Origin of the sequence: Streptomyces scopuliridis RB72, from assembly GCF_000718095.1 — a bacterium.
GTDB lineage: Bacteria > Actinomycetota > Actinomycetes > Streptomycetales > Streptomycetaceae > Streptomyces > Streptomyces scopuliridis.
Genome location: NZ_JOEI01000013.1, coordinates 188575 through 210145 on the forward strand (window position 1 = coordinate 188575; position 21571 = coordinate 210145).

Below are 21571 nucleotides of genomic sequence, written 5' to 3' on the forward strand. Positions count from 1 at the left end.
CAACCACCTCCGCGAGAGCGGCAGCGGTTCAGCTGCGAAGGAGGGGGCGCTCGCGCCAGCGGTTCGTGATCGGGAGCCGCCGGTCCTTGCCGAAGCCCTTCGCCGAGATCTTGGTGCCCGGCGGGTACTGGCGCCGCTTGTACTCCGCCGTGTCCACCATCCGCAGCGTCCTGGCGACCAGCTCCGCGTCGAAACCGGCCGCGACGATCGCGTCCATGCCCTGGTCGCGGTCGACGTACAGCTCCAGGATCCGGTCCAGTACGTCGTAGTCGGGCAGTGAGTCCGTGTCGACCTGGCCGGGGCGCAGCTCGGCGCTCGGCGGCTTGGAGATCGATGCCTCCGGGATCGGCGGGGTCTGGCCGCGCTCCTCGGCGGCGCGGTTGCGCCAGCGGGCCAGCCGGAAGACGGACGTCTTGTAGACGTCCTTGATCGGGCCGTACGCGCCGACGGAGTCGCCGTAGAGCGTCGAATAGCCCACGGCCAGCTCGGACTTGTTGCCCGGCGCGAGAACGATATGACCCTCCTGGTTGGAGAGCGCCATCAGCATCGTGCCGCGCAGCCGCGACTGGAGGTTCTCCTCCGCGAGCCCGGTGAGCCCGAGCGAACCCATGTACGCGTCGAACATCGGCTCGATCGCATGCGTACGGAAGTTGAGCCCGGTACGACGGGCCAGCTCGGCCGCGTCGTCCTTGGAGTGGTCCGAGGAGTACTTCGACGGCATCGAGACGCCGTACACGTTCTGCGCGCCGACCGCGTCACAGGCGATGGCGGCGACGAGCGCGGAGTCGATACCGCCGGAGAGACCGATCAGCACGGACCGGAAGCCGTTCTTCGCGGCGTACGCGCGCAGGCCCACCACCAGCGCCGAGTACACCTCCTCGTCGTCGTCCAGGCGCTCGGCGTAGCCGCCGGTCAGCTCGGGCTCGTAGGCCGGCAGCGGGTCCTCGGAGAGGATGACCCGGTCGATCCGCAGCCCGTCGTCCACCACGCCCGTCGGCGCCGCCGGCGAGGCGGCCGGCAGATCGAGGTCCAGGACCACACAGCCTTCGGCGAACTGCGGCGCGCGCGCCACGACTTCGCCGTCCTTGTCCACGACGATCGAGTCACCGTCGAAGACCAGCTCGTCCTGGCCGCCGATCATCGCCAGATACGCGGTGGTGCAGCCGGCCTCCTGGGCGCGCTTGCGCACCAGGTCGAGGCGGGTGTCGTCCTTCTCGCGCTCGTACGGCGAGGCGTTGACCGAGAGCAGCAGCCCCGCCTCGGCGGACCGGGCCGCCGGGACCCGGCCGCCGTCCTGCCAGAGGTCCTCGCAGATCGCGAGCGCGATATCGACGCCATGGACCCGGATGACGGGCATGGTGTCGCCCGGTACGAAATACCGGAACTCGTCGAAGACGCCGTAGTTGGGCAGATGGTGCTTGGCGAAGTTGAGGACGACCGCGCCGCGGTGCAGTACGGCGGCGGCGTTGCGCGGGGCGCCGGCGGGCTGGCCGTAGCGCGGCTGGGCCGACTCGGAGCGGTCCAGATAGCCGACGACGACGGGCAGCTCGCCGAAGCCCTCCTCGTCGAGGCGCCCCGCGAGCGCGCGCACGGCGGCCCGCGACGCCTCGACGAAGGACGACCGCAGGGCGAGGTCCTCGACGGGGTAGCCGGTCAGCACCATCTCGGGGAACGCGACGATATGCGCTCCCTGTTCGGCGGCGTGCCGGGTCCAGTGCACGATCGCCTCGGCGTTCGCGGCGAGATCGCCGACGGTCGAGTCGATCTGATTCAGAGCGAGACGTAGTTGAGGCACGGGACCCAGTGTAATCGTCTGACTGACGCGATGTCCCGGGGTGCGCGTGTGGGGCAGCCCACTCGGTACGCGAGCCGGGGGTCAGCCGTGCGCGTAGACCTGCTCCATCCAGGAGGCGAGCTGCCCGTCGGTGAGGTGCTGGGCGAGATCGGCCTCGCTGATCATCCCGACGAGACGCTTGTTCTCGATCACCGGCAGCCGGCGTATCTGGTGGCTCTGCATCTCGTACAGCACCTGGTCCACGTCCGCGTTCGCGTCGATCCAGCGAGGGGTGCCGTGCGCCATCTCACCGGCCGTCGTCTGCGCCGGGTCATGGCCCATCGCCACACACCCGACCACGATGTCGCGGTCCGTGAGAATGCCGGTCAGCCGCTCCTTCGCGTCGGCGATGGGGAGCGCGCCCACATCCTGCTCACGCATCAGCTGGGCGGCGCGGTCCAGGGTCTCGTGGGCCGGGATCCACTGGGCCCCGGGGTGCATGATGTCTTTGGCGGTAGTCATGGTTTTCCTGCCTCCTGAGTGTCGTCCACCCCGAGCCAGATCCATCTTCGTGCACCCGTTCGGGTGACGCGAGCGCAAGCGCCCGAACGGGTGACGGGAGGGGTGCGGTGACGGGGGCGGTCACGGCGGCCGGGGCCCCTGGTGTGGCGGGCGGCGGCAGGGAAACGGGAGGGCTGAGGCCGCGCGGTCCACGACCGAGCCGGGGCCGCCGGGTCCCTGGGGAGCCGGCGGCCCCGCCCGTCAGCCGGTACGCGGCTTCGCGCCGCGTGCCTGGAGCAGATCCGCCATCAGCTTCATCTCGGACCGCTGCGCCGCGACCATCCCCTCGGCGAGATCCCTCTCCGTACCGGGCGCGCACTGCTCCACGCAGCCCTGCGCCATGGCGACCCCGCCCTGGTGGTGGTCGGTCATCAGCTGGAGATAGAGGATCTCTGCCGCCCTGCCACGGGCCTTACCGAGCTGGTCCAGCTCCGTCTTCGTGGCCATGCCAGGCATCAGCGAGCCGTCCTGGGCCTGATGTCCCGCGTCACCGTGGTCCATCGAGCCCATGTCCATGCCGCTGTCACCGTGGTCCATGTTCGGGTCCATGGACATCCAGGCCATCGGCTCACGGCCCGACTCGACCTTCGGCAGCCCCCACATGTCCAGCCAGCCCAGCAGCATCCCGCGCTGGTTCGCCTGGGTGTTGGCGATGTCGTACGCCAGCCGGCGCACCTCCTCGTCCTCCGTGCTGTCCCGCACGATGAACGACATCTCCACCGCCTGCTGGTGGTGGACCGCCATGTCACGGGCGAAGCCCGCGTCCGCCGAGTCCGCCGTCGGGGTGCGGGGCGCGGCGGGGCCGCTGTCGCGCCCGGCCGAGGCCACCGCCGCCGTACCGGCGAAGACCAGCGCCAGGACGACGGCGGTGATCGCGGCCCACTGCGTGCGCGTCACCTTGCGCGCCGGACGAGCCGTCTCCGCCGTATCGCCGGCAGCGGTCGGGCCGGGCGCGCTCTCCGCCGTCACTGCGCGCCCATTCCGCCCGTGCAGGCGGCGCCCGGCTCAGGGGTCTGCTCGCCCTGCACGTACTTCGTGAAGAACTGGTCCACGCGCGGGTCCGTGGCGCTGTCCACCGTGACCTGCTTGCCCCACGCGCTCAGCATGAGGGCGCCGGCCTGGTTCTTCACCGGGCTCATGAACGAGTAGGGGGTCTTCTCCACCTTCTCGCCGAGCGCCTTCACATCGGCGTCGGAGGCCTTGTCGTTGTACGTGACCCAGACCGCGCCGTGCTCCAGCGAGTGCACCGCGTTCACGTCCTGGACCGCTTCCTTGTAGACGTCCCCCTGGCAGTTCATCCAGACCTGGTGGTGGTCACCGCCCACGGGCGGGGTCATCGGGTACGTGACCGCCTCGGTCACATGGTTACGGCCGAGCTTCTTGGCGTCCCAGGACTTCTCGTCCTTCACGGGCGCCTTGGCCGCCGCCTGCTCCTGCTCCTTCTTGTCCGATTCCTTGTTGAGGAGATAGGCGCCACCGGCGACGAGGGCGGCCACCACGACGGCGCTCGCCGTGATCGTGATGATGCGGCTGCGCCGCTCGCGGGCCCGCTCGGCGCGGCGCATCTCCTCTATTCGGGCCTTGCGCTCGGCGGACTGGGACTTGGAAGCCATGGTGTGTGTCCTTCTGCGATAACTGCGGAACGCGGATAACTGCGTGACCACGGAACGTGGTTCGGGATATTCGGGAACCCGGTGCGGGGATGGGCCCGGCTACGTCCGCAGTACTTGAAGGACGTGGAGATCCGGGGCGCGTGCGAGCGCTCCGGAGCGGGGCACCTGGCCGGTGGGATACGGCGGTTCGAGGTGCGCGGGCAGGACATCGCCGGCGAGCGGGGTGGCCGGCGGCGGGACGGTGAGCACGGCCGGGCTCTGATGCGGGAAGAGCCCGCAGTCGCCCTTGTCGTACGGGCAGGTGTAACGGGCCTCTGCCTCGGCCTTGGCTTCGGCCTTGGCCCGGACCGTGGTCCCGGCGGCCGGGCTGTACGCGGTGCCGTTCGCCGCCGTCGCCGTCGCCGGACCGTCCGGGTGGTGGTCCTCCGTCCCGCCCGGGTCAGTACCCAGACAGAGGAAGAGCGCGGCGAACAGCGTCACCACGGCACTCAGCAGTGCCGTGGGACGCGTGATGCGTATGTGGCCGGGCCGCGATCCCCCCATGGGCGCAGATCGTAGTGCGTATACCCACGCCGGCAGCAGTGAGGAGCCGGTTCCGGTTCCCCTCCGGCACCCCAGACGGTACGAACCGGGCGCCGCCGGGGTACAAAGAGGCATGGTCGAGGATCCGCAGCCGCATCGACAACCGCGCCCGCAGCCGGAGCCGCCCGCGCGGGGCCCGCAGGGGCCGGCCGATGTCGACGCGGTGACGCATGCCGTGCTGACCGCGTCCCGGCTCCTGGTGAAGGTGTCGGCGCGGTCCCTCGCGGCCGTCGCGGAGCGGGTCACCCTGCCGCAGTTCCGGCTGCTCGCGGTCCTCGCCGCCCACGGCGACGCCAAACTGGTCGATATCGCCGAGCGGCTCGGGGTGAATCCGTCGACCGCCATGCGGATGCTCGACCGGCTGATCGTCGCGGGCCTGGCGGCCCGGCAGAGCAACCCGTGCAACCGCCGCGAGACGATGCTGCGGCTGACCCCGGAGGGCCGCACGCTCGTCGACCGGGTCACCGCCGTACGCCACCGCGAGATCTCGGCGATCGTCGAGCGGCTCACCCCCGAGCAGCGCACGGCCCTGGTCGGCGCGCTCACCGCGTTCACCGAGGCGGGCGGGGAGCCGGCGGTCCCGGGCGAGGACACCGAGCCGTACCCCCTGGGCTGGTCGGACACCACCGTCCGGCACAGTGGTGGCTGACAGGCGCCGGAGTCGATCTTCCGCACCGATCTCGCGCACAATGGATTGCGGGCGCCTGTTTCATGGGCATCGGACGAACAGGCACTATGGGCGGCAAGCCCGTACACACGCACGACGCGAAGCGTTGGACGGGGGTTCGCAACGCGCCGGAAATCGTGTGGTGGGATGCTCGGGTGCCCCCGGGGTGCCCCGCGGCATGGGAGCAGGTGGCCTGACCAGCAAGGATGGGTAGGACGGCTAATATGGATAAGCAGCAGGAATTCGTGCTCCGTACGCTCGAAGAGCGCGACATCCGCTTCGTACGCCTGTGGTTCACCGACGTGCTCGGCTTCCTGAAGTCGGTCGCCGTCGCGCCCGCCGAGCTGGAGCAGGCCTTCGACGAGGGCATGGGCTTCGACGGATCGGCGATCGAGGGCTTCGCCCGGGTGTACGAGTCCGACATGATCGCCAAGCCCGACCCGGGCACGTTCCAGATCCTGCCCTGGCGCGCGGAGGCCCCCGGCACGGCGCGGATGTTCTGCGACATCCTGATGCCCGACGGCTCGCCGTCCTTCGCGGACCCGCGCTATGTGCTCAAGAGGATGCTCGCGAAGACCTCGGATCTGGGCTTCACCTTCTACACCCACCCCGAGATCGAGTTCTTCCTGCTGAAGAACAAGCCGGTCGACGGCACGCGCCCCACGCCCGCCGACAGCTCCGGCTACTTCGACCACACCCCGCAGAACGTCGGCATGGACTTCCGGCGCCAGGCGATCACGATGCTCGAATCCATGGGCATCTCGGTGGAGTTCAGCCACCACGAGGGCGCCCCCGGCCAGCAGGAGATCGACCTGCGGTACGCGGACGCGCTCTCCACCGCCGACAACATCATGACGTTCCGCCTGGTCATGAAGCAGGTCGCGCTGGAGCAGGGCGTGCAGGCGACCTTCATGCCGAAGCCGTTCTCCGAATACCCGGGCTCGGGCATGCACACCCATCTCTCCCTCTTCGAAGGGGACCGCAACGCCTTCTACGAGTCGGGCGCCGAGTACCAGCTGTCGAAGGTCGGCCGCTCCTTCATCGCCGGGCTGCTCAAGCACGCGGCGGAGATCTCGGCCGTCACCAACCAGTGGGTCAACTCGTACAAGCGCATCTGGGGCGGCTCCAGCCGCACCGCGGGCTCGGGCGGCGAGGCCCCCTCGTACATCTGCTGGGGCCACAACAACCGCTCCGCGCTGATCCGCGTCCCGATGTACAAGCCGGGCAAGACCGGCTCCGCGCGGGTCGAGGTCCGCTCCATCGACTCGGGCGCCAACCCCTATCTGACGTACGCGGTGCTGCTCGCCGCCGGCCTCAAGGGCATCGAGGAGGGCTACGAACTCCCGGCGGGCGCCGACGACGACGTATGGGCCCTCTCGGACGCGGAGCGCCGCGCGATGGGCATCGAGCCGCTGCCGCAGAACCTGGGCGAGGCGATCTCCCTGATGGAGCGCAGCGAGCTGGTCGCGGAGACGCTCGGCGAGCATGTCTTCGACTTCTTCCTGCGCAACAAGAAGCAGGAGTGGGAGGAGTACCGCTCCGAGGTGACGGCCTTCGAGCTGAAGAAGAACCTGCCGGTGCTGTAGGGCGCCAGGCGTGATCCGATCCGGGCCGGCGGGGCTTCGTACCCGCCGGCCCGGAGTCTGTTCTCGTACGGCTACCGCGGTCAGAACTGCCAGCGCGTCTGGCTGTACGGGGCCTTTCCGAAGCCGAAGGCCGTGCGGGGTGCGACCTCGAAGACCGGGGCCACGCCCTGCCCGCCCGTGAACCCGCCGTCCTGAACCTCGAAGTGCCACTCCGCGCCATATTTGGCCTCCCACAGCTTGGCGAGCGCGGTCAGCCGGGAGTGGCCGGTCACCCGGACCGCCGTGCCCTCGATCACCAGGTCACAGCCGCCGTGGAGGGCGTTCACACCGGTCGTGAGCACCACCTCCGGGTTCCGGGCGAGATTCATGGCCTTCCGCTCGGCCGCGCCGGTGCAGAAGTACAGCGCGCCGTCCGCCCAGACGGCCAGCAGCGGGGTGACATGCGGGCGGCCGTCGGGCCGTACCGTCGACAGCCAGAACAGCTCGGCCTCGGCGAGCAGCCCCACGGCCTCCGTCCAGGCGGTGGCCGTGGCCTCCGGCTCGCCGTAACGGGTGTCCAGCTCGGTGCGGGGTTCCTTGAGCGTCATGGTGTGGTCCTCTCGCGACGTCATACGTCGGCCGTATCTCCAGGTCTGCCGTATATGGGGACCGACGGCGCGACGGGGACTCATCGGTTCTCCGCCCCGACCTGGGACTAGGCTCATTTCCTGAGCTTGGTCGGGACGGGGTCGTGGACAGGAGACGGCGAATATGGCGCTGCCGGGACGCAGGAGCAGTACGTTCACCCGCCTGCTGCGGCACGGCTTCACCGATCCCTCCGCCGCCGAGCGGCTGCTCGACGCCCCGGCGATGTCACTCGTACGGTCCGATCCGATGCTCCTCGACGCGCTCGGCGCCACCGCGGACCCCGATCTCGCGCTGCGCGGGCTCGTCAGGCTGGCGGAGGCGCAGCGGCCGGACGAGCTGAGGGTGCTGCTGGACACCGTGGTCGCGGCGAAGCCGCTGCGGGACCGGCTGCTCGGGGTGCTCGGCGCGTCGGAGGCGCTCGGGGACCATCTGGCCAGACATCCCGGGGACTGGCATGCGCTGGTCACCTACGAGCTGGCCGATCTGCACCCCGGCGTCGAGGAGTTCGAGCGCGGACTCGCCGAGGCGACCGACCCGGTCTCGCTGCGGGTCGCCTACCGCCGCTGTCTGCTGGCCATAGCCGCCAGGGATGTCTGCGGGACGGCTGACTTCGCCCAGACCGCCGCCGAGCTGGCCGATCTGGCGACCGCGACCCTGCGCGCCGCCCTCGCGATCGCCAAGGCGGCCGCGCCCGAGGACGCCGCGCTGTGCCGGCTCGCGGTGATCGCGATGGGCAAGTGCGGCGGCCATGAGCTGAACTATGTCTCGGACGTGGACGTGATCTTCGTCGGCGAGCCGGCCGACGGGGTGGGCGGCGCGGGCGAGGGGATCGACGAGGGCAAGGCCATCCAGGCGGCGACCCGGCTGGCGTCCCATCTGATGCGGATCTGCTCCGAGTCGAACATCGAGGGCTCCATCTGGCCGGTCGACGCGAATCTGCGCCCCGAGGGCCGTAACGGGCCGCTCGTACGGACGCTGAGCAGCCATCTCGCGTACTACCAGCGCTGGGCCAAGACCTGGGAGTTCCAGGCGCTGCTGAAGGCCCGTGCCGTGGCGGGCGACCCGATGCTCGGCGCCCAGTACATCGAGGCGGTGTCCCCGCTGGTGTGGCAGGCCTCCGAGCGCGAGCACTTCGTCTCCGACGTACAGAAGATGCGCCGCCGGGTCGTCGACAACATCCCCCCGGGCCAGGTGGACCGTGAGCTGAAGCTCGGTCCCGGCGGGCTGCGGGACGTCGAGTTCGCCGTACAGCTGCTCCAGCTGGTCCACGGCCGCAGCGACGCCTCGCTGCACAGCGGCTCGACCCTCGAAGCGCTGGCCGCGCTGGCGGCGGGCGGTTATGTGGGCCGGGCGGACGCGGCGCAGCTGGACGAGGCGTACCGCTTCCTGCGCGCCATGGAGCACCGCATCCAGCTCTACCGGCTGCGCCGTACCCATCTGGTGCCCGAGGACGAGGCGGATCTGCGCCGGCTGGGGCGCTCGCTCGGGCTGCGCGGCGATCCCGTCGCCGAGCTGAACCGGACCTGGCGGCGGCACGCCTCGGTCGTACGGCGGCTGCACGAGAAGCTGTTCTACCGGCCGCTGCTTGACGCGGTCGCCCAGCTCGCGCCCGGCGAGATCCGGCTCAGTCCGCGGGCGGCCCGGCAGCGGCTCGAAGCGCTCGGCTACGCGGACCCGGCCGCCGCGCTGCGGCATCTGGAGGCGCTCTCGTCCGGGGTGAGCCGCAAGGCGGCGATCCAGCGGACGCTACTGCCGGTGCTGCTCGGCTGGTTCGCGGACTCCGCCGATCCCGACGCCGGGCTGCTCGGCTTCCGCAAGGTGTCGGACGCGCTCGGCAAGACGCCCTGGTATCTGCGGCTGCTGCGTGACGAGGGGGCCGCGGCGGAGAATCTCGCACGGGTGCTCTCGGCCGGCCGGCTCGCCCCCGATCTGCTGCTCCGCGCGCCCGAGGCGGTCGCCATCCTCGGCGACCCCCAGGGGCTCGCTCCGCGCGGCCGTGAGCCGCTGGAGCAGGAGGTCCTGGCGGCCGTCGGGCGCGCGGAGACGGCGGAGGGCGCGGTCGCGGCGGCCCGCGGGATGCGCAGGCGCGAGCTGTTCCGTACGACCGCGGCGGACATCATCGGCTCGTACGGTACGGAGGACAGCCCGGCCGAGGAGGACCCGGGGGCGCTGGTCGACCGGGTCGGCAACGCGGTCACCGATCTGAACGCGGCGACCCTCGCGGGCGCCCTGCGCGCCGTCGTGGGCGAGCGGTGGGGCGACATACTGCCCACCCGCTTCGCGGTCATCGGCATGGGCCGGTTCGGCGGCCATGAGCTGGGTTACGGCTCCGACGCGGATGTGCTCTTCGTCCACGAGCCGCGCGAGGGCGTCAGCGAGCAGGAGGCGGCGCGCGCCGCGAACGAGGTGATCGCCGAGATGCGGCGGCTGCTTCAAGTCCCCACCTCCGACCCGCCGCTGCTGATCGACGCGGATCTGCGGCCGGAGGGGAAGAGCGGCCCGATGGTCCGTACGCTCGCCTCCTACGCGGCGTACTACCGGCGCTGGTCGCTGGTCTGGGAGAGCCAGGCCCTGCTGCGCGCGGAGCCGATGGCGGGAAACGCCGAACTCGGCCGCCGCTTCATCGAACTGGTCGATCCGCTGCGGTATCCGGCGGAGGGCCTGGGCGAGGACGCGGTACGGGAGATCCGCCGGCTCAAGGCGCGGATGGAGACGGAACGGCTGCCGCGCGGCGCCGATCCGACCCTCCACACCAAGCTGGGCCGGGGCGGGCTCTCCGATGTCGAGTGGACGGTCCAGCTGCTCCAGATGCGCCACGGCTGGGCGGAACCGGGCCTGCGCACCACCCGCACCCGAGAGGCCCTGGCGGCGGCCCGCGCGGCGGAACTGATCTCCACGGAGGACGCCCAAATCCTGGACGAGGCATGGGTCCTGGCGACGAGGGTCCGTAACGGCGTGATGCTGGTACGCGGCCGCCCGGGGGACACCTTCCCGTCGGACGGCCGCGAACTGGGCGCGATGGGCCGCTATCTGGGGTACGGGCCGGGGCGCGTGGGCGCCATGCTGGACGACTACCGGCGTACGACGCGCAGGGCGCGGGCGGTGGTGGAGGAGCTGTTCTACGGGGCGGCGACCTGAGTCACGGCGGCGGGGCCGGTGCTGTGTTTGGCGTCAGAAGACCGACCAGCCCGACGCCGTCGTGAAGGCGTCCAGCGCGGCCACCGCCGCCACCGAGTTCCCGACCGCGTCCAGGGCCGGGCCCCAGGCGCACAGGGCCGCGCGGCCGGGCAGGATGGCGACGATTCCGCCGCCCACCCCGCTCTTGCCGGGCAGCCCTACCCGGAAGGCGAACTCGCCGGCCGCGTCATAGGCCCCGCAGGTGAGCAGCACCGCGTTGATCCGCTTGGCCTCGCTGCCCGTCATGAGCCGGGAGCCGTCCGCGCGCAGTCCGTGCCGGGCCAGAAAGCGGCCGGCGAGCGCCAGGTCCCGGCAGCTGGCGGCGATGGAGCAGTGCGCGTAGTAGCGGTCGAGCACCGTCTCGACCGGGTTCTCCAGATTGCCGTGGGCGGCGATGAAGTGGGCCAGCGCGGCGTTGCGGTGGCCGTGCCCGGCCTCCGAGGCGGCCACCACCGGGTCCGTGTCCAGGAGGGGATTGCCGGACTCCTGACGGAGGAAGTCACGCACCGCGCCCGCCGCGTCGCCGGTCATGCTCTGCAACCGGTCGGTCACCACGAGCGCACCGGCGTTTATGAACGGGTTGCGCGGGATGCCGTGCTCGTTCTCCAGCTGGACCAGCGAGTTGAAGGGGTTGCCGGACGGCTCACGCCCCACGCCGCGCCAGATCCTGTCCCCGCCGTGCGCGAGGACGAGAGCGAGGCTGAAGAGCTTGGAGACGCTCTGGATCGAGAACGGCTGTTCCCAGTCGCCGACGCCGTACACCTCGCCGTCGACCGTCGCCAGAGCCATCCCGAAGGCATCGGGATCCGCCGTGGCGAGCGCCGGGATGTAGTCGGCGACCCGTCCCTGACCAGCGGTTTCGCGGGCCGCCTCGCGTGCCGTGTGGAGCAGCTCCGGATAGTCGGGGGTGAGGCCGGGCGCGGGCGTGGTCTGCATGCCCGGATCCTCTCAGACCCTCGTCGGGCTGCCTCGGACCCCCGTCAGCCCGCCTCGTACCGCCTCAGGCAGGCTGTGGGCGGCGGCGCTGCCGGCGTGGCCGGTCGTCGTCGACATGGCGGGGCAGCCGGTACGGCGGTGAGCCGTACCAGGCGTACGAGACCGCGATGCCGAACGCCAGACAGATCATGCCGCCCACCGCGTCCAGCCAGAAGTGGTTCGCGGTGGCGACGATCACCAGAAGGGTCACCGTCGGATAGAGCAGGCCGAGGATCTTCGCCCAGGGCGCCGAGGCGAGCGCGAAGATGGTCAGCCCGCACCACAACGACCAGCCGATGTGCATCGACGGCATCGCCGCGTACTGGTTCGACATGTGCTTGAGGTCGCCGGAGGCCATCGAGCCCCAGGTCTCGTGACGCAGCACCGTGTCGATGAAGTGCTGCCCGTTCATCAGCCGCGGGGGCGCCAGCGGATACAGGTAGTAACCGAGCAGCGCGACCGCGGTGGTGGCGAAGAGCACCAGCCGGGCGGCGGCGTACCGGCCGGGGTGGCGGCGGAAGAGCCAGATGAGCACCCCGATCGTGACGATGAAGTGCAGCGTCGCGTAGTAGTAGTTCATGCCGACGATCAGCCACGTCACCGAATTCATCGCGTGGTTGATGGTCTGCTCGACGGCGATGCCCAGGGTCTTCTCCGCGTCCCAGATCCAGTCCGCGTTCCGCAGGGCTTTGGCCTTCTGCTCCGGGACCGCGTTGCGGATGAGGGAGTACGTCCAGTAACTCACCGCGATCAGCAGGATTTCGAACCAGATGCGCGGACGGCGGGGCGCCCTGAGGCGCTGGAGCAGCGTACGGTCGCCGGTCGCCTCGGTGCTCGCGCCGGCCTCCGTGGCCGCGCCCGCGACCGCCTCCTCTTCGGGGATGGGTGACGGGGTCGCCGTACGGCCGCGCAGGCCTTCCTGTGTCTTCACGGTCGATTCACCCATAGCGAGAGAGTCTGCCAGATTCCCGTTCCCGACCGATCATCCCCTGGACGGGTTCGGGCCGCATTCGCTACACCCTACGGACGACTTCGCGACCCTGATATTCCCTGGGGTCCCGGGGCAGGACCCGAGGCGGTCGAACCGCGTACCACCAGCTCCGGCATGAAGACGAACTCGCTGTGCGGGGCGGGCGTACCGCCGATCTCCTCCAGGAGCGTACGGACCGCGGCCTGGCCCATCGAGGGCACCGGCTTGCGGATCGTCGTCAGCGGCGGATCCGTGAAGGCTATGAGGGGCGAGTCGTCGAAGCCGACGACCGACAGGTCCCGGGGTACGTCGAGACCGAGCCGGCGAGCCGCCCTGATCGCGCCGAGCGCCATCATGTCGCTCGCGCACACCACCGCCGTACAGCCGCGTTCGATCAGCGCGGAGGCCGCCGCCTGGCCGCCCTCCAGAGTGAACAGCGACTGCTGGATCAGTTCGTCCGCCTCCTCGGAGGAGAGCCCCAGCAACTCCTGGACCGTGGCGCGGAAACCCTCGATCTTGCGGAGGACCGGCACGAAGCGCCGGGGGCCGACGGCGAGCCCGATCCGCTGGTGGCCCAGCGAGACGAGATGGGTCACCGCGAGCCGCATGGCCGCCCGGTCGTCGGGCGAGATGAAGGGCGCCTGGACCTTCGGCGAGAAACCGTCCACCAGTACGAACGGCACGCCCTGGGCGCGCAGCTTCTCGTAGCGCCGCATATCGGCGGAGGTGTCGGCGTGCAGCCCGGAGACGAAGATGATGCCGGAGACGTCCCGTTCGACGAGCATCTCCGTCAGCTCGTCCTCGGTGGAGCCGCCGGGGGTCTGGGTCGCCAGCACCGGTGTGTAGCCCTGCCGGGTCAGCGCCTGGCCGATGACCTGCGCCAGGGCCGGGAAGATGGGGTTCTCCAGCTCGGGGGTGATCAGCCCGACCAGCCCGGCGCTGCGCCGGCGCAGCCGTACGGGACGTTCGTAACCGAGGACGTCGAGCGCGGCGAGTACGGACTCGCGGGTGGTCGCGGCAACCCCGGGTTTGCCGTTCAGTACGCGGCTGACCGTCGCTTCGCTGACCCCCGCCTGAGTTGCGATATCGGCAAGCCGTGCGGTCATGTCAGTGGACTGTACCGGGCGTATGTCGGATTGCCCACCGTGCATGGCGCCGGGCGGCCCCGGCAAGCCCTTGCAAGATCTTGCGAAGCCTTCCCGCCGCGCTGCCGCAGGAGGCCCGCGACCCGCCCGCCACCCGCCGACGACCGGCACTGACCTGCGCTGTCCTTCCCTGCCAGCTTCTGTGGGTTCCCGTCAAGAGGTGGGCCGGCAATCGACAGGACACATGCCGGTAACGATCGCTCGTCCTTGCAGAAATATTCCGCAAGGTCTTTCGGGCTTCTTGCAAGGCTGTTACGTTCACGTCCGACCCGGCGCCGCGACGGAGCGGTACGGCAGTTGAAGGAGTTCGGATGCGACGTGGCATAACGGCCACCGCCCTGGCCGCGACCCTGGCCCTCGCGGCGACCGCCTGCGGCAGTGAGGGCGATTCAGGCAGCGACAAGAGCTCGGGCGGCGAGCTCTCGGGAACGGTCACCTGGTGGGACACCTCGACCGTGGGCAGCGAGGACAAGGTCTTCAAGCAGCTCGCCGAGGGCTTCGAGAAGAAGCACCCGAAGGTCGATGTCACATATGTCAACGTGCCCTTCGGCGATGCCCAGAACAAGTTCAAGAACGCCGCGCAGTCCGGCTCCGGGGCGCCCGACGTGATCCGCTCCGAGGTCGCCTGGACCCCCGAGTTCGCCGATCTCGGCTATCTCGCCCCGCTGGACGGCACCCCGGCGCTCAAGAACGAGAAGGACTTCCTCGCGCAGGCCGCCGCCTCCACGAAGTACGACGGCAAGACCTATGCCGTGCCGCAGGTCATCGACTCCATGGGCATCTTCTACAACAAGAAGATCTTCAAGGACGCGGGCGTCGAAGTGCCCACGACCGTCGACGAGTTGAAGACCGTTTCGAAGAAGATCAAGGACAAGACCGGCAAGACCGGTCTCTATCTGCGCGGCGACGACGCCTACTGGTTCCTGTCCTTCCTCTACGGCGAGGGCGGCAACCTGGTCGACGCGACGAACAAGACCGTCACCGTCGACAACCCGGCCGGCGTCAAGGCCATGACCGTCGTCAAGGACCTGGTCGACTCCGGCGCCGCCAAGACCGACGCCACCGACGGCTGGGAGAACATGCAGTCGGCCTTCAAGGACGGCGATGTCGCGATGATCATCAACGGTCCGTGGGCCGTCGCCGACACCTACGGCGGCGCGCAGTTCAAGGACAAGGCCAACCTCGGCATCGCCCCCGTACCGGCCGGCTCCGTCGCGCAGGGCGCCCCGCAGGGCGGCCACAACCTCGCCGTCTACGCGGGCTCCAAGAACCTGGACGCCTCCTACGCGTTCACCGAGTACATGACCTCCGCCGAGAGCCAGGCCAAGGTCGCCGAGGGGCTGAGCCTGCTCCCGACCCGTACGTCCGTCTACTCCCAGCCGGGCGTCGCGGACAACGAGATCGTCGGCTTCTTCAAGCCCGTCGTGGACAAGGCCGTCGAGCGCCCCTGGATCCCGGAGACCGGCAGCCTCTTCGCGCCGCTGGTGACCGAGTACACCAAGGTCCTCACCGGCCAGAGCACCCCGGACAAGGGCGCCCAGGACACCGGCGACGCCTACCGCAAGCTGCTCAAGGGCTGGAAGTAACAGGTAACGGGAAGGAAGGCGGGCCGGCTGATGGCTGTCCACACCAGCCAGTCGGTGGCGTCGGCCGCGGGCGATGACCTCGCCCGCGGCCGCGGCCGCGGCACTGGCAAGGCACCCGGCGGGCTCCGGGTGTCGACGAGACTCCGGCGCGGTGTCTCGACCCACTGGTACGCCTGGGCCATGGTCGCCCCGGTGGTGGCCGTGATCGGCGTGATCATCGGATATCCGCTGGTCCGCGGCATCTATCTGTCGCTCACGAACGCCAACGAGCGCAATGTCGAGCGCAGCATCGGCGTCAACCACCTGCCCGCCACCTACGAGTTCGTCGGCCTCGACAACTACGCCGACGCGCTGACGGGCGATCAGTTCCTGGGCACCCTCGGCTGGACCCTGGTGTGGACGGTCTCCTGCGTCAGCGTCACCTTCGCGCTCGGTCTCGGCCTCGCCAATATCCTCAACCGCAAGATCGCCGGCCGCTCCTTCTACCGGATGCTGCTGATCCTGCCCTGGGCCGTCCCCGGCTTCGTCTCCGTCTTCGCCTGGCGCTTCCTCTACAACGAGGACCGCGGCTTCCTCAACAAGCTGCTCGCGGGCGGCGGTATCGACGCCGTGCCCTGGCTCAACGACCCGACCATGGCGAAATTCTCGGTCATCGCCGTGAACATCTGGCTCGGCGTGCCCTTCATGATGGTCGCGCTCCTCGGCGGACTCCAGTCCATCCCGGGGGAGATGTACGAGGCCGCCGAGATGGACGGCGCCAACGCCTGGCAGCGCTTCCGCAACATCACTCTGCCGGGACTGCGCTCGGTCAGTACGACCGTGATCCTGCTCTCCACCATCTGGACGTTCAACATGTTCCCGGTGATCTTCCTGCTGACCCGCGGCGGACCAGGAGAGGCCACCCAGATCCTGGTCACCCAGGCGTACAAGTTCTCCTTCGAGATCAGCCCCCGCGACTACGCGCAGTCCTCCACCTGGGGCGTCCTGATCCTCGTCCTCCTGATGCTCTTCGCCGCCGTCTACCGGCGCGTCCTCCGTAAGCAGGGAGATACGTGGTGACCACCGCCGCCCCTGAACAGACCGCCAACGTCCCGCGCCGCGGCCGCCGTTCGCCGCTGGCCTCGGTCGCGCTGCACGCGACCCTCGTCGTCGCGTCCGTGATCGCCGTCTTCCCGGTGCTGTGGGTCTTCCTGACCTCGCTCAAGCCCGCGAGCTACGCCACGACCACGGACTTCTTCAAAGAGACGACGTTCGAGAACTACACCAACCTGCTGCGGGACACCCCGTTCCTCACCTGGTTCGGCAACTCCCTGCTCATCGCGGGACTCACCACCCTGCTCGGGGTGTTCGTCGCCGCCACCACCGGCTACGCCGTCAGCCGCTTCCGCTTCCCCGGCAAACGCGGACTGATGTGGACGCTGCTGGTCACCCAGATGTTCCCGGTCGCCGTCCTGATCGTGCCGATCTACAACATCATGGCGGGCCTCGGGCTGCTCAATCGGTCGGCCGGGCTGGTGATCACGTATCTCACCATCGCCGTACCGTTCTGCGCCTGGATGATGAAGGGCTTCTTCGACACCATCCCCCGGGAGATCGACGAGTCCGGCATGGTGGACGGGCTGACCCCGTTCGGCACCTTCTACCGGCTGATCCTGCCGCTCGCCAAGCCGGGGCTCGCGGTGACCGCGTTCTACTCGTTCATCACCGCCTGGGGCGAAGTCGCCTACGCCTCCGCCTTCATGGTCGGCGACGAGAACCTCACGCTCGCGGGCGGCCTCCAGAAGTTCGTCAACCAGTACGGCGCCCAGTGGGGCCCGATGACCGCCGCGTCCGTCCTCATCGCCGTCCCCGCCGCGCTGGTCTTCCTCTTCGCGCAGCGCCATCTCGTCACCGGCATGTCAGCCGGTGCCGTCAAGGGCTAGCGGCCTTGCCCTTACCACCGAATCCGTACGACGACGGCGGCGCGCAGGACCCACCCGGCCGCGCGCCGCTCCCCACCCCCAGACACCACAGGGACGACATGACCCAGCACCTCGCTGCCCCTCTGACCGGCACGTCCGACGACGCCCCGGGCCACCGCCACGGCTGGTGGCAGGACGCGGTGATCTACCAGGTCTATCCACGCAGTTTCGCCGACGGCAACGGCGACGGAATGGGCGATCTCGACGGGGTACGCCGCCGACTGCCGTACCTCAGGGACCTGGGCGTCGACGCCGTCTGGCTCAGCCCCTTCTACGCCTCCCCACAGGCCGACGCGGGCTACGACGTCGCCGACTACCGGGCCATCGACCCGATGTTCGGCACCCTGCTGGACGCCGACGCGCTGATCCGTGACGCCCACGAGCTGAATCTGCGCGTCATCGTCGATCTCGTCCCCAACCACTCCTCCGACGCGCACGAGTGGTTCAAGCGCGCCCTGCGCGAGGGCCCCGGGTCCGCGCTGCGCGAGCGCTACCACTTCCGTCCCGGAAAGGGCGCGGACGGCGAACTCCCGCCCAACGACTGGGAGTCCATCTTCGGCGGCCCCGCCTGGACCAGGACCACCGACCCGGACGGCACCCCCGGCGACTGGTATCTGCATCTCTTCGCCCCCGAGCAGCCCGACTTCAACTGGGACCACCCGGCCGTCGCCGACGAGTTCCGCTCGATCCTGCGCTTCTGGCTGGACATGGGCGTCGACGGCTTCCGCGTCGATGTCGCCCACGGTCTGGTGAAGGCGCCGGGCCTGCCCGACATCGGCGGCGCCGGCCAGCTCAGGCTGCTCGGTAATGACGCCATGCCGTTCTTCGACCAGGACGGTGTGCACGAGATCTACCGGCAGTGGCGCAGGATCCTCGACGAGTACCCCGGCGACCGGATCGCCGTCGCCGAGGCATGGACGCCGACCGTCGAGCGCACCGCGAACTACGTACGCCCCGACGAGCTGCACCAGGCGTTCAACTTCCAGTATCTGGGCACCTCATGGGTGGGTTCCGAGCTGCGCGAGGTCATCGATGCCTCGCTCGCCGCGATGCGCCCCGTCGGCGCCCCCGCCACCTGGGTGCTCTCCAACCACGATGTCACCCGGCACGCCACCCGCTTCGCGAGCCCGCCCGGCGGCGGCACCCAGACCCGCGAGGCCGGCGACCGTACGCTCGGACTGCGCCGGGCGCGCGCGGCGACGCTGCTGATGCTGGCCCTGCCCGGCTCCGCGTATGTGTACCAGGGCGAGGAGCTCGGCCTGCCCGATGTCACCGACCTGCCCGACGAGGCCCGGCAGGACCCGTCGTACTTCCGCGCGGACGGCCAGGACGGCTTCCGCGACGGCTGCCGCGTGCCCATCCCCTGGACGCGCGAGGGCAGTTCGTACGGCTTCGGCGGCGGGGGCAGCTGGCTGCCGCAGCCGGAGGGCTGGGGCGCGCTCAGCGTCGAGGCGCAGACCGGCGACCCCGGCTCCACCCTGGAGCTGTACCGGGCGGCGCTGGCCGCGCGCAAGGAGCACCCGGGGCTGGGCGCGGGCGACGCGGTGGAGTGGCTGGACGCGCCCGAGGGCGTGCTGGCCTTCGCCAGGCCCGGCTTCGTCTGCACGGTCAACACGACCGGCACGGCGGTACGGATCCCCGCGCACGGCCGGGTGCTGGTGGCCAGCGGCCCGGTGGCCGTGGACGGCGCCGAGGCTGAACTGCCCGCCGACACGACGGTGTGGTGGACGGTGTGAACGACCCCCTGCCGCCGGGCGGCGACGGACGTTTCCCCGCTGGTACGCCGAGGCTCGCCGACATAGCGGGCCGGGCGTCGGTGAGCGAGGCGACCGTCAGCCGGGTCCTGAACGGCAGGCCGGGCGTCGCGGACACGACGCGTCAGCGGGTGCTCGCGGCGCTCGACACTCTCGGGCACGAGCGGGGCGAGCGCGATGTGCGGGAGTTACGGGACGTACGTCAGGAGCGCTCCGCGCGCGGCCCGAAGCAGCGCGGCGCCGGGCTGATCGGGCTGGTGACCCCCGAACTCACCAACCCGGTCTTCCCGGCCTTCGCCCAGGCCGTCGAACAGGTCCTGGCCGGGCACGGCCACACCCCGGTGCTCTGCACCCAGCTGCCCGGCGGTGCCACCGAGGACGAGCTGGTCGAACAGCTCGTGGAGCGGGGCGTCGGCGGCATCGTCTTCCTCTCCGGGCTGCACGCCGACACCTCGGCCGACCCGGCGCGCTACGCCGCGCTCGCCGCGCGCGGTGTGCCGTACGTACTGATCAATGGCTACAACGAGCGCGTCAGCGCGCCCTTCGTCTCGGCGGACGACCACGCGGCCGTACGGATGGCCGTCGGCCACCTCGCCGAGCTGGGACACCGCAGGATCGGGCTCGCGACCGGACCGCAGCGGTACGTGCCGTCCCGGCGCAAGCGCGAGGGCTTCCTCGACGCGTCCGTCGGGCTGCTGGGGCTGGCCTGGGGCGAGGCCGAGGAGCTGGTGTGCTCCACGCTGTTCGGCGTCGAGGGCGGGCAGGTCGCGGCGGACGCGCTGCTGGGACTCGGCTGCACCGGCATCGTCTGCGCCAGCGATCTGATGGCGCTCGGTGTGGTGCGGGCGGCCAGGGAGCGCGGGCTCGGAGTGCCGCACGACATCTCGGTCGTGGGGTACGACGACTCGCAGCTGATCGCTTTCACCGACCCTCCGCTGACCACCGTCAGACAGCCGGTACGGGCGATGGCCGCGGCGGCCGTCGCCGCGCTGCTGGAGGAGATGGCGGGCAGCCCCATGCAGCGCACCGAGTACGTCTTCCAGCCCGAGCTGGTGGTACGCGGCTCCACCGCGGGAGCGCGCGTACCCCGGCGCCACTGAACCGACCCTCTCCGTACCACCACCAGGGAACAGAGCCGCACCACCCGCACCACCGTCAGCCGCACCTCCCCCCACCAGCGTTGTTGGAGGAACCGAATGGCTCGCAGAACTCTGGCCGCCGCGCTCGCCCTCGTGGCGGGCGCCGCAGCCGCGCTCACGGTCCCCGCCGGGACCGCCCAGGCGGCGCCGCCCGGTGGCAAGGACGTCACCGCCGTACTGTTCGAGTGGCGCTTCGACTCCATAGCCAAGGCGTGCACCAGCACCCTCGGCCCGGCCGGCTACGGCTATGTACAGGTCTCACCGCCCCAGGAGCACATCCAGGGCGGCCAGTGGTGGACCTCGTACCAGCCCGTCAGCTACAAGATCGCCGGACGGCTCGGTGACCGCGCCGCCTTCTCGAACATGGTGAACACCTGCCACGCGGCGGGCGTCAAGGTCGTCGCCGACTCCGTCATCAACCACATGGCGGCCGGAGACGGCACCGGCACCGGCGGCTCCTCGTACACCAAGTACAACTACCCCGGCATCTATTCGGGCGCCGACATGGACGACTGCCGGTCGCAGATCAGCAACTACGGCGACCGCGCCAACGTACAGAACTGCGAACTGGTCGGGCTCGCCGATCTGGACACCGGCGAGGAGTACGTACGCGGCCGGATCGCGGCGTATCTCAACGACCTGCTCTCGCTCGGCGTCGACGGCTTCCGGATCGACGCCGCCAAGCACATGCCGGCCGGTGATCTCGCCAACATCAAGAGCAGGCTGAGCAATCCGGGCGTGTACTGGAAGCAGGAGGCCATCTACGGCGCGGGCGAGGCCGTCTCGCCGAGCGAGTACCTCGGCGCCGGCGACGTCCAGGAGTTCCGGTACGCCCGCGATCTCAAGCGGGTCTTCAACAACGAGAACCTCGCCTATCTGAAGAACTACGGCGAGGGCTGGGGCTACATGGAGTCGGGCAAGTCCGCCGTCTTCGTCGACAACCACGACACCGAGCGCGGCGGCGACACCCTCAGCTACAAGGACGGCGCGAACTACACGCTCGCCAATGTCTTCATGCTGGCCTGGCCGTACGGCTCGCCCGATGTGCACTCCGGGTACGAGTGGAGCGACAAGGACGCCGGTCCGCCCAACGGCGGCACGGTCAACGCCTGCTACAGCGACGGCTGGAAGTGCCAGCACGCCTGGCGCGAGATCTCGTCGATGGTCGCCTTCCGCAACACCACGCGCGGCCAGGCCGTCACCAACTGGTGGGACAACGGCGGCGACCAGATCGCCTTCGGCCGGGGCTCGGCGGGCTATGTGGCCATCAATCACGAGGGCTCCTCGCTCACCCGTACGTTCCAGACGTCGCTGCCGGGCGGTACGTACTGCGATGTGCAGAACGGCAGGACGGTGACGGTGAACGGCTCCGGACAGTTCACGGCGACGCTCGGCTCGAACACGGCGGTCGCGCTGCACACCGGCGCCCGCAACTGCTGACCGCCGGTCCGCGC

General features: G+C 70.3%; 17 protein-coding genes and 1 pseudogene. 9 read left to right on the forward strand and 9 right to left on the reverse strand.

From position 1 onward, the window contains the following. Positions 1-28 precede the first annotated feature (28 nt). The 5 genes from IF11_RS0118325 to IF11_RS0118345 all read right to left on the reverse strand — a co-directional run bounded on the left by IF11_RS0118325 (position 29) and on the right by IF11_RS0118345 (position 4491). Positions 29-1795 carry an NAD+ synthase gene (locus IF11_RS0118325; RefSeq protein WP_030352701.1) on the reverse strand — a complete coding sequence of 589 codons (1767 nt, stop codon included), beginning with the start codon at positions 1793-1795 and terminating at the stop codon, positions 29-31. Between the two features lie 81 nt (positions 1796-1876). Beyond that, entirely contained in the window at positions 1877-2296 is a 420-nt protein-coding gene (locus IF11_RS0118330; protein WP_030352702.1) for a CBS domain-containing protein, read from the reverse strand. A 240-nt stretch (positions 2297-2536) separates the two neighbouring features. Beyond that, positions 2537-3232: a DUF305 domain-containing protein gene (locus tag IF11_RS0118335; RefSeq protein ID WP_030352703.1), complete on the reverse strand. Its 696-nt coding sequence runs from the start codon at positions 3230-3232 to the stop codon at positions 2537-2539. Between the two features lie 68 nt (positions 3233-3300). Beyond that, positions 3301-3948: a thioredoxin-like domain-containing protein gene (locus IF11_RS0118340; protein WP_030352704.1), complete on the reverse strand. Its 648-nt coding sequence runs from the start codon at positions 3946-3948 to the stop codon at positions 3301-3303. A gap of 99 nt (positions 3949-4047) precedes the next feature. Further along, a complete protein-coding gene (locus IF11_RS0118345) occupies positions 4048-4491 on the reverse strand; it encodes a hypothetical protein (protein WP_030352705.1) in 444 nt (147 codons plus the stop codon). A gap of 112 nt (positions 4492-4603) precedes the next feature. Between IF11_RS0118345 and IF11_RS0118350 the strand changes: the two genes are divergently transcribed. Then, positions 4604-5179 (forward strand): MarR family winged helix-turn-helix transcriptional regulator, encoded by a 576-nt coding sequence (locus IF11_RS0118350; RefSeq protein ID WP_051746034.1) that lies wholly within the window; start codon positions 4604-4606, stop codon positions 5177-5179. A gap of 242 nt (positions 5180-5421) precedes the next feature. Further along, positions 5422-6783, forward strand: a complete 1362-nt coding sequence (locus tag IF11_RS0118355) for a glutamine synthetase family protein (protein ID WP_030352707.1) — start codon at positions 5422-5424, stop codon at positions 6781-6783. 80 nt (positions 6784-6863) lie between these two features. Here IF11_RS0118355 and IF11_RS0118360 read toward each other — a convergent pair whose 3' ends face one another. Continuing rightward, entirely contained in the window at positions 6864-7370 is a 507-nt protein-coding gene (locus IF11_RS0118360; RefSeq protein ID WP_030352708.1) for a pyridoxamine 5'-phosphate oxidase family protein, read from the reverse strand. A 163-nt stretch (positions 7371-7533) separates the two neighbouring features. On the opposite strand from IF11_RS0118360, the gene IF11_RS0118365 reads away from it, so the two are divergent. Next, a complete protein-coding gene (locus IF11_RS0118365) occupies positions 7534-10548 on the forward strand; it encodes a bifunctional [glutamine synthetase] adenylyltransferase/[glutamine synthetase]-adenylyl-L-tyrosine phosphorylase (RefSeq protein ID WP_030352709.1) in 3015 nt (1004 codons plus the stop codon). Between the two features lie 33 nt (positions 10549-10581). Here IF11_RS0118365 and IF11_RS0118370 read toward each other — a convergent pair whose 3' ends face one another. From IF11_RS0118370 to IF11_RS0118380, 3 genes are all read right to left on the reverse strand, one after another. Continuing rightward, entirely contained in the window at positions 10582-11523 is a 942-nt protein-coding gene (locus IF11_RS0118370) for a glutaminase (RefSeq protein WP_030352710.1), read from the reverse strand. A 64-nt stretch (positions 11524-11587) separates the two neighbouring features. Beyond that, on the reverse strand, positions 11588-12508 hold the full coding sequence (locus IF11_RS0118375) for a phosphatase PAP2 family protein (protein ID WP_037728002.1): 921 nt from the start codon (positions 12506-12508) through the stop codon (positions 11588-11590). Between the two features lie 74 nt (positions 12509-12582). Further along, on the reverse strand, positions 12583-13638 hold the full coding sequence (locus IF11_RS0118380; protein WP_030352712.1) for a LacI family DNA-binding transcriptional regulator: 1056 nt from the start codon (positions 13636-13638) through the stop codon (positions 12583-12585). 350 nt (positions 13639-13988) lie between these two features. On the opposite strand from IF11_RS0118380, the gene IF11_RS0118385 reads away from it, so the two are divergent. The 6 genes and pseudogenes from IF11_RS0118385 to IF11_RS0118410 all read left to right on the forward strand — a co-directional run. Next, a complete protein-coding gene (locus IF11_RS0118385) occupies positions 13989-15263 on the forward strand; it encodes an extracellular solute-binding protein (RefSeq protein ID WP_030352713.1) in 1275 nt (424 codons plus the stop codon). A gap of 30 nt (positions 15264-15293) precedes the next feature. Continuing rightward, the gene (locus IF11_RS0118390; RefSeq protein ID WP_030352714.1) at positions 15294-16322 is read left to right on the forward strand and encodes a carbohydrate ABC transporter permease; all 1029 of its coding nucleotides are present in this window, start codon (positions 15294-15296) and stop codon (positions 16320-16322) included. Next, positions 16316-17185, forward strand: coding sequence for a sugar ABC transporter permease (locus IF11_RS0118395; RefSeq protein WP_030352715.1), 870 nt, complete (start codon positions 16316-16318; stop codon positions 17183-17185). The genes IF11_RS0118390 and IF11_RS0118395 overlap by 7 nt, the downstream gene beginning before the upstream one ends. Positions 17186-17283: 98 nt before the next feature. Then, positions 17284-18960 carry a glycoside hydrolase family 13 protein gene (locus IF11_RS0118400; RefSeq protein WP_030352716.1) on the forward strand — a complete coding sequence of 559 codons (1677 nt, stop codon included), beginning with the start codon at positions 17284-17286 and terminating at the stop codon, positions 18958-18960. Continuing rightward, the gene (locus IF11_RS0118405; RefSeq protein WP_037728003.1) at positions 18945-20078 is read left to right on the forward strand and encodes a LacI family DNA-binding transcriptional regulator; all 1134 of its coding nucleotides are present in this window, start codon (positions 18945-18947) and stop codon (positions 20076-20078) included. The genes IF11_RS0118400 and IF11_RS0118405 overlap by 16 nt, the downstream gene beginning before the upstream one ends. 96 nt (positions 20079-20174) lie before the next feature. Continuing rightward, positions 20175-21554: pseudogene (locus IF11_RS0118410) on the forward strand (alpha-amylase); the annotation flags it as partial. Positions 21555-21571 lie beyond the last annotated feature (17 nt).

Bases quoted from the DNA above. Each gene is read 5' to 3' on its own strand.
- IF11_RS0118330 (WP_030352702.1), bottom strand. From the start codon at position 2,296: ATGACTACCGCCAAAGACATCATGCACCCCGGGGCCCAGTGGATCCCG.
- IF11_RS0118340 (WP_030352704.1), bottom strand. From the start codon at position 3,948: ATGGCTTCCAAGTCCCAGTCCGCCGAGCGCAAGGCCCGAATAGAGGAG.
- IF11_RS0118345 (WP_030352705.1), bottom strand. From the start codon at position 4,491: ATGGGGGGATCGCGGCCCGGCCACATACGCATCACGCGTCCCACGGCA.
- IF11_RS0118350 (WP_051746034.1), top strand. From the start codon at position 4,604: ATGGTCGAGGATCCGCAGCCGCATCGACAACCGCGCCCGCAGCCGGAG.
- IF11_RS0118355 (WP_030352707.1), top strand. From the start codon at position 5,422: ATGGATAAGCAGCAGGAATTCGTGCTCCGTACGCTCGAAGAGCGCGAC.
- IF11_RS0118360 (WP_030352708.1), bottom strand. From the start codon at position 7,370: ATGACGCTCAAGGAACCCCGCACCGAGCTGGACACCCGTTACGGCGAG.
- IF11_RS0118365 (WP_030352709.1), top strand. From the start codon at position 7,534: ATGGCGCTGCCGGGACGCAGGAGCAGTACGTTCACCCGCCTGCTGCGG.
- IF11_RS0118370 (WP_030352710.1), bottom strand. From the start codon at position 11,523: ATGCAGACCACGCCCGCGCCCGGCCTCACCCCCGACTATCCGGAGCTG.
- IF11_RS0118375 (WP_037728002.1), bottom strand. From the start codon at position 12,508: ATGGGTGAATCGACCGTGAAGACACAGGAAGGCCTGCGCGGCCGTACG.
- IF11_RS0118380 (WP_030352712.1), bottom strand. From the start codon at position 13,638: ATGACCGCACGGCTTGCCGATATCGCAACTCAGGCGGGGGTCAGCGAA.
- IF11_RS0118385 (WP_030352713.1), top strand. From the start codon at position 13,989: ATGCGACGTGGCATAACGGCCACCGCCCTGGCCGCGACCCTGGCCCTC.
- IF11_RS0118390 (WP_030352714.1), top strand. From the start codon at position 15,294: ATGGCTGTCCACACCAGCCAGTCGGTGGCGTCGGCCGCGGGCGATGAC.
- IF11_RS0118400 (WP_030352716.1), top strand. From the start codon at position 17,284: ATGACCCAGCACCTCGCTGCCCCTCTGACCGGCACGTCCGACGACGCC.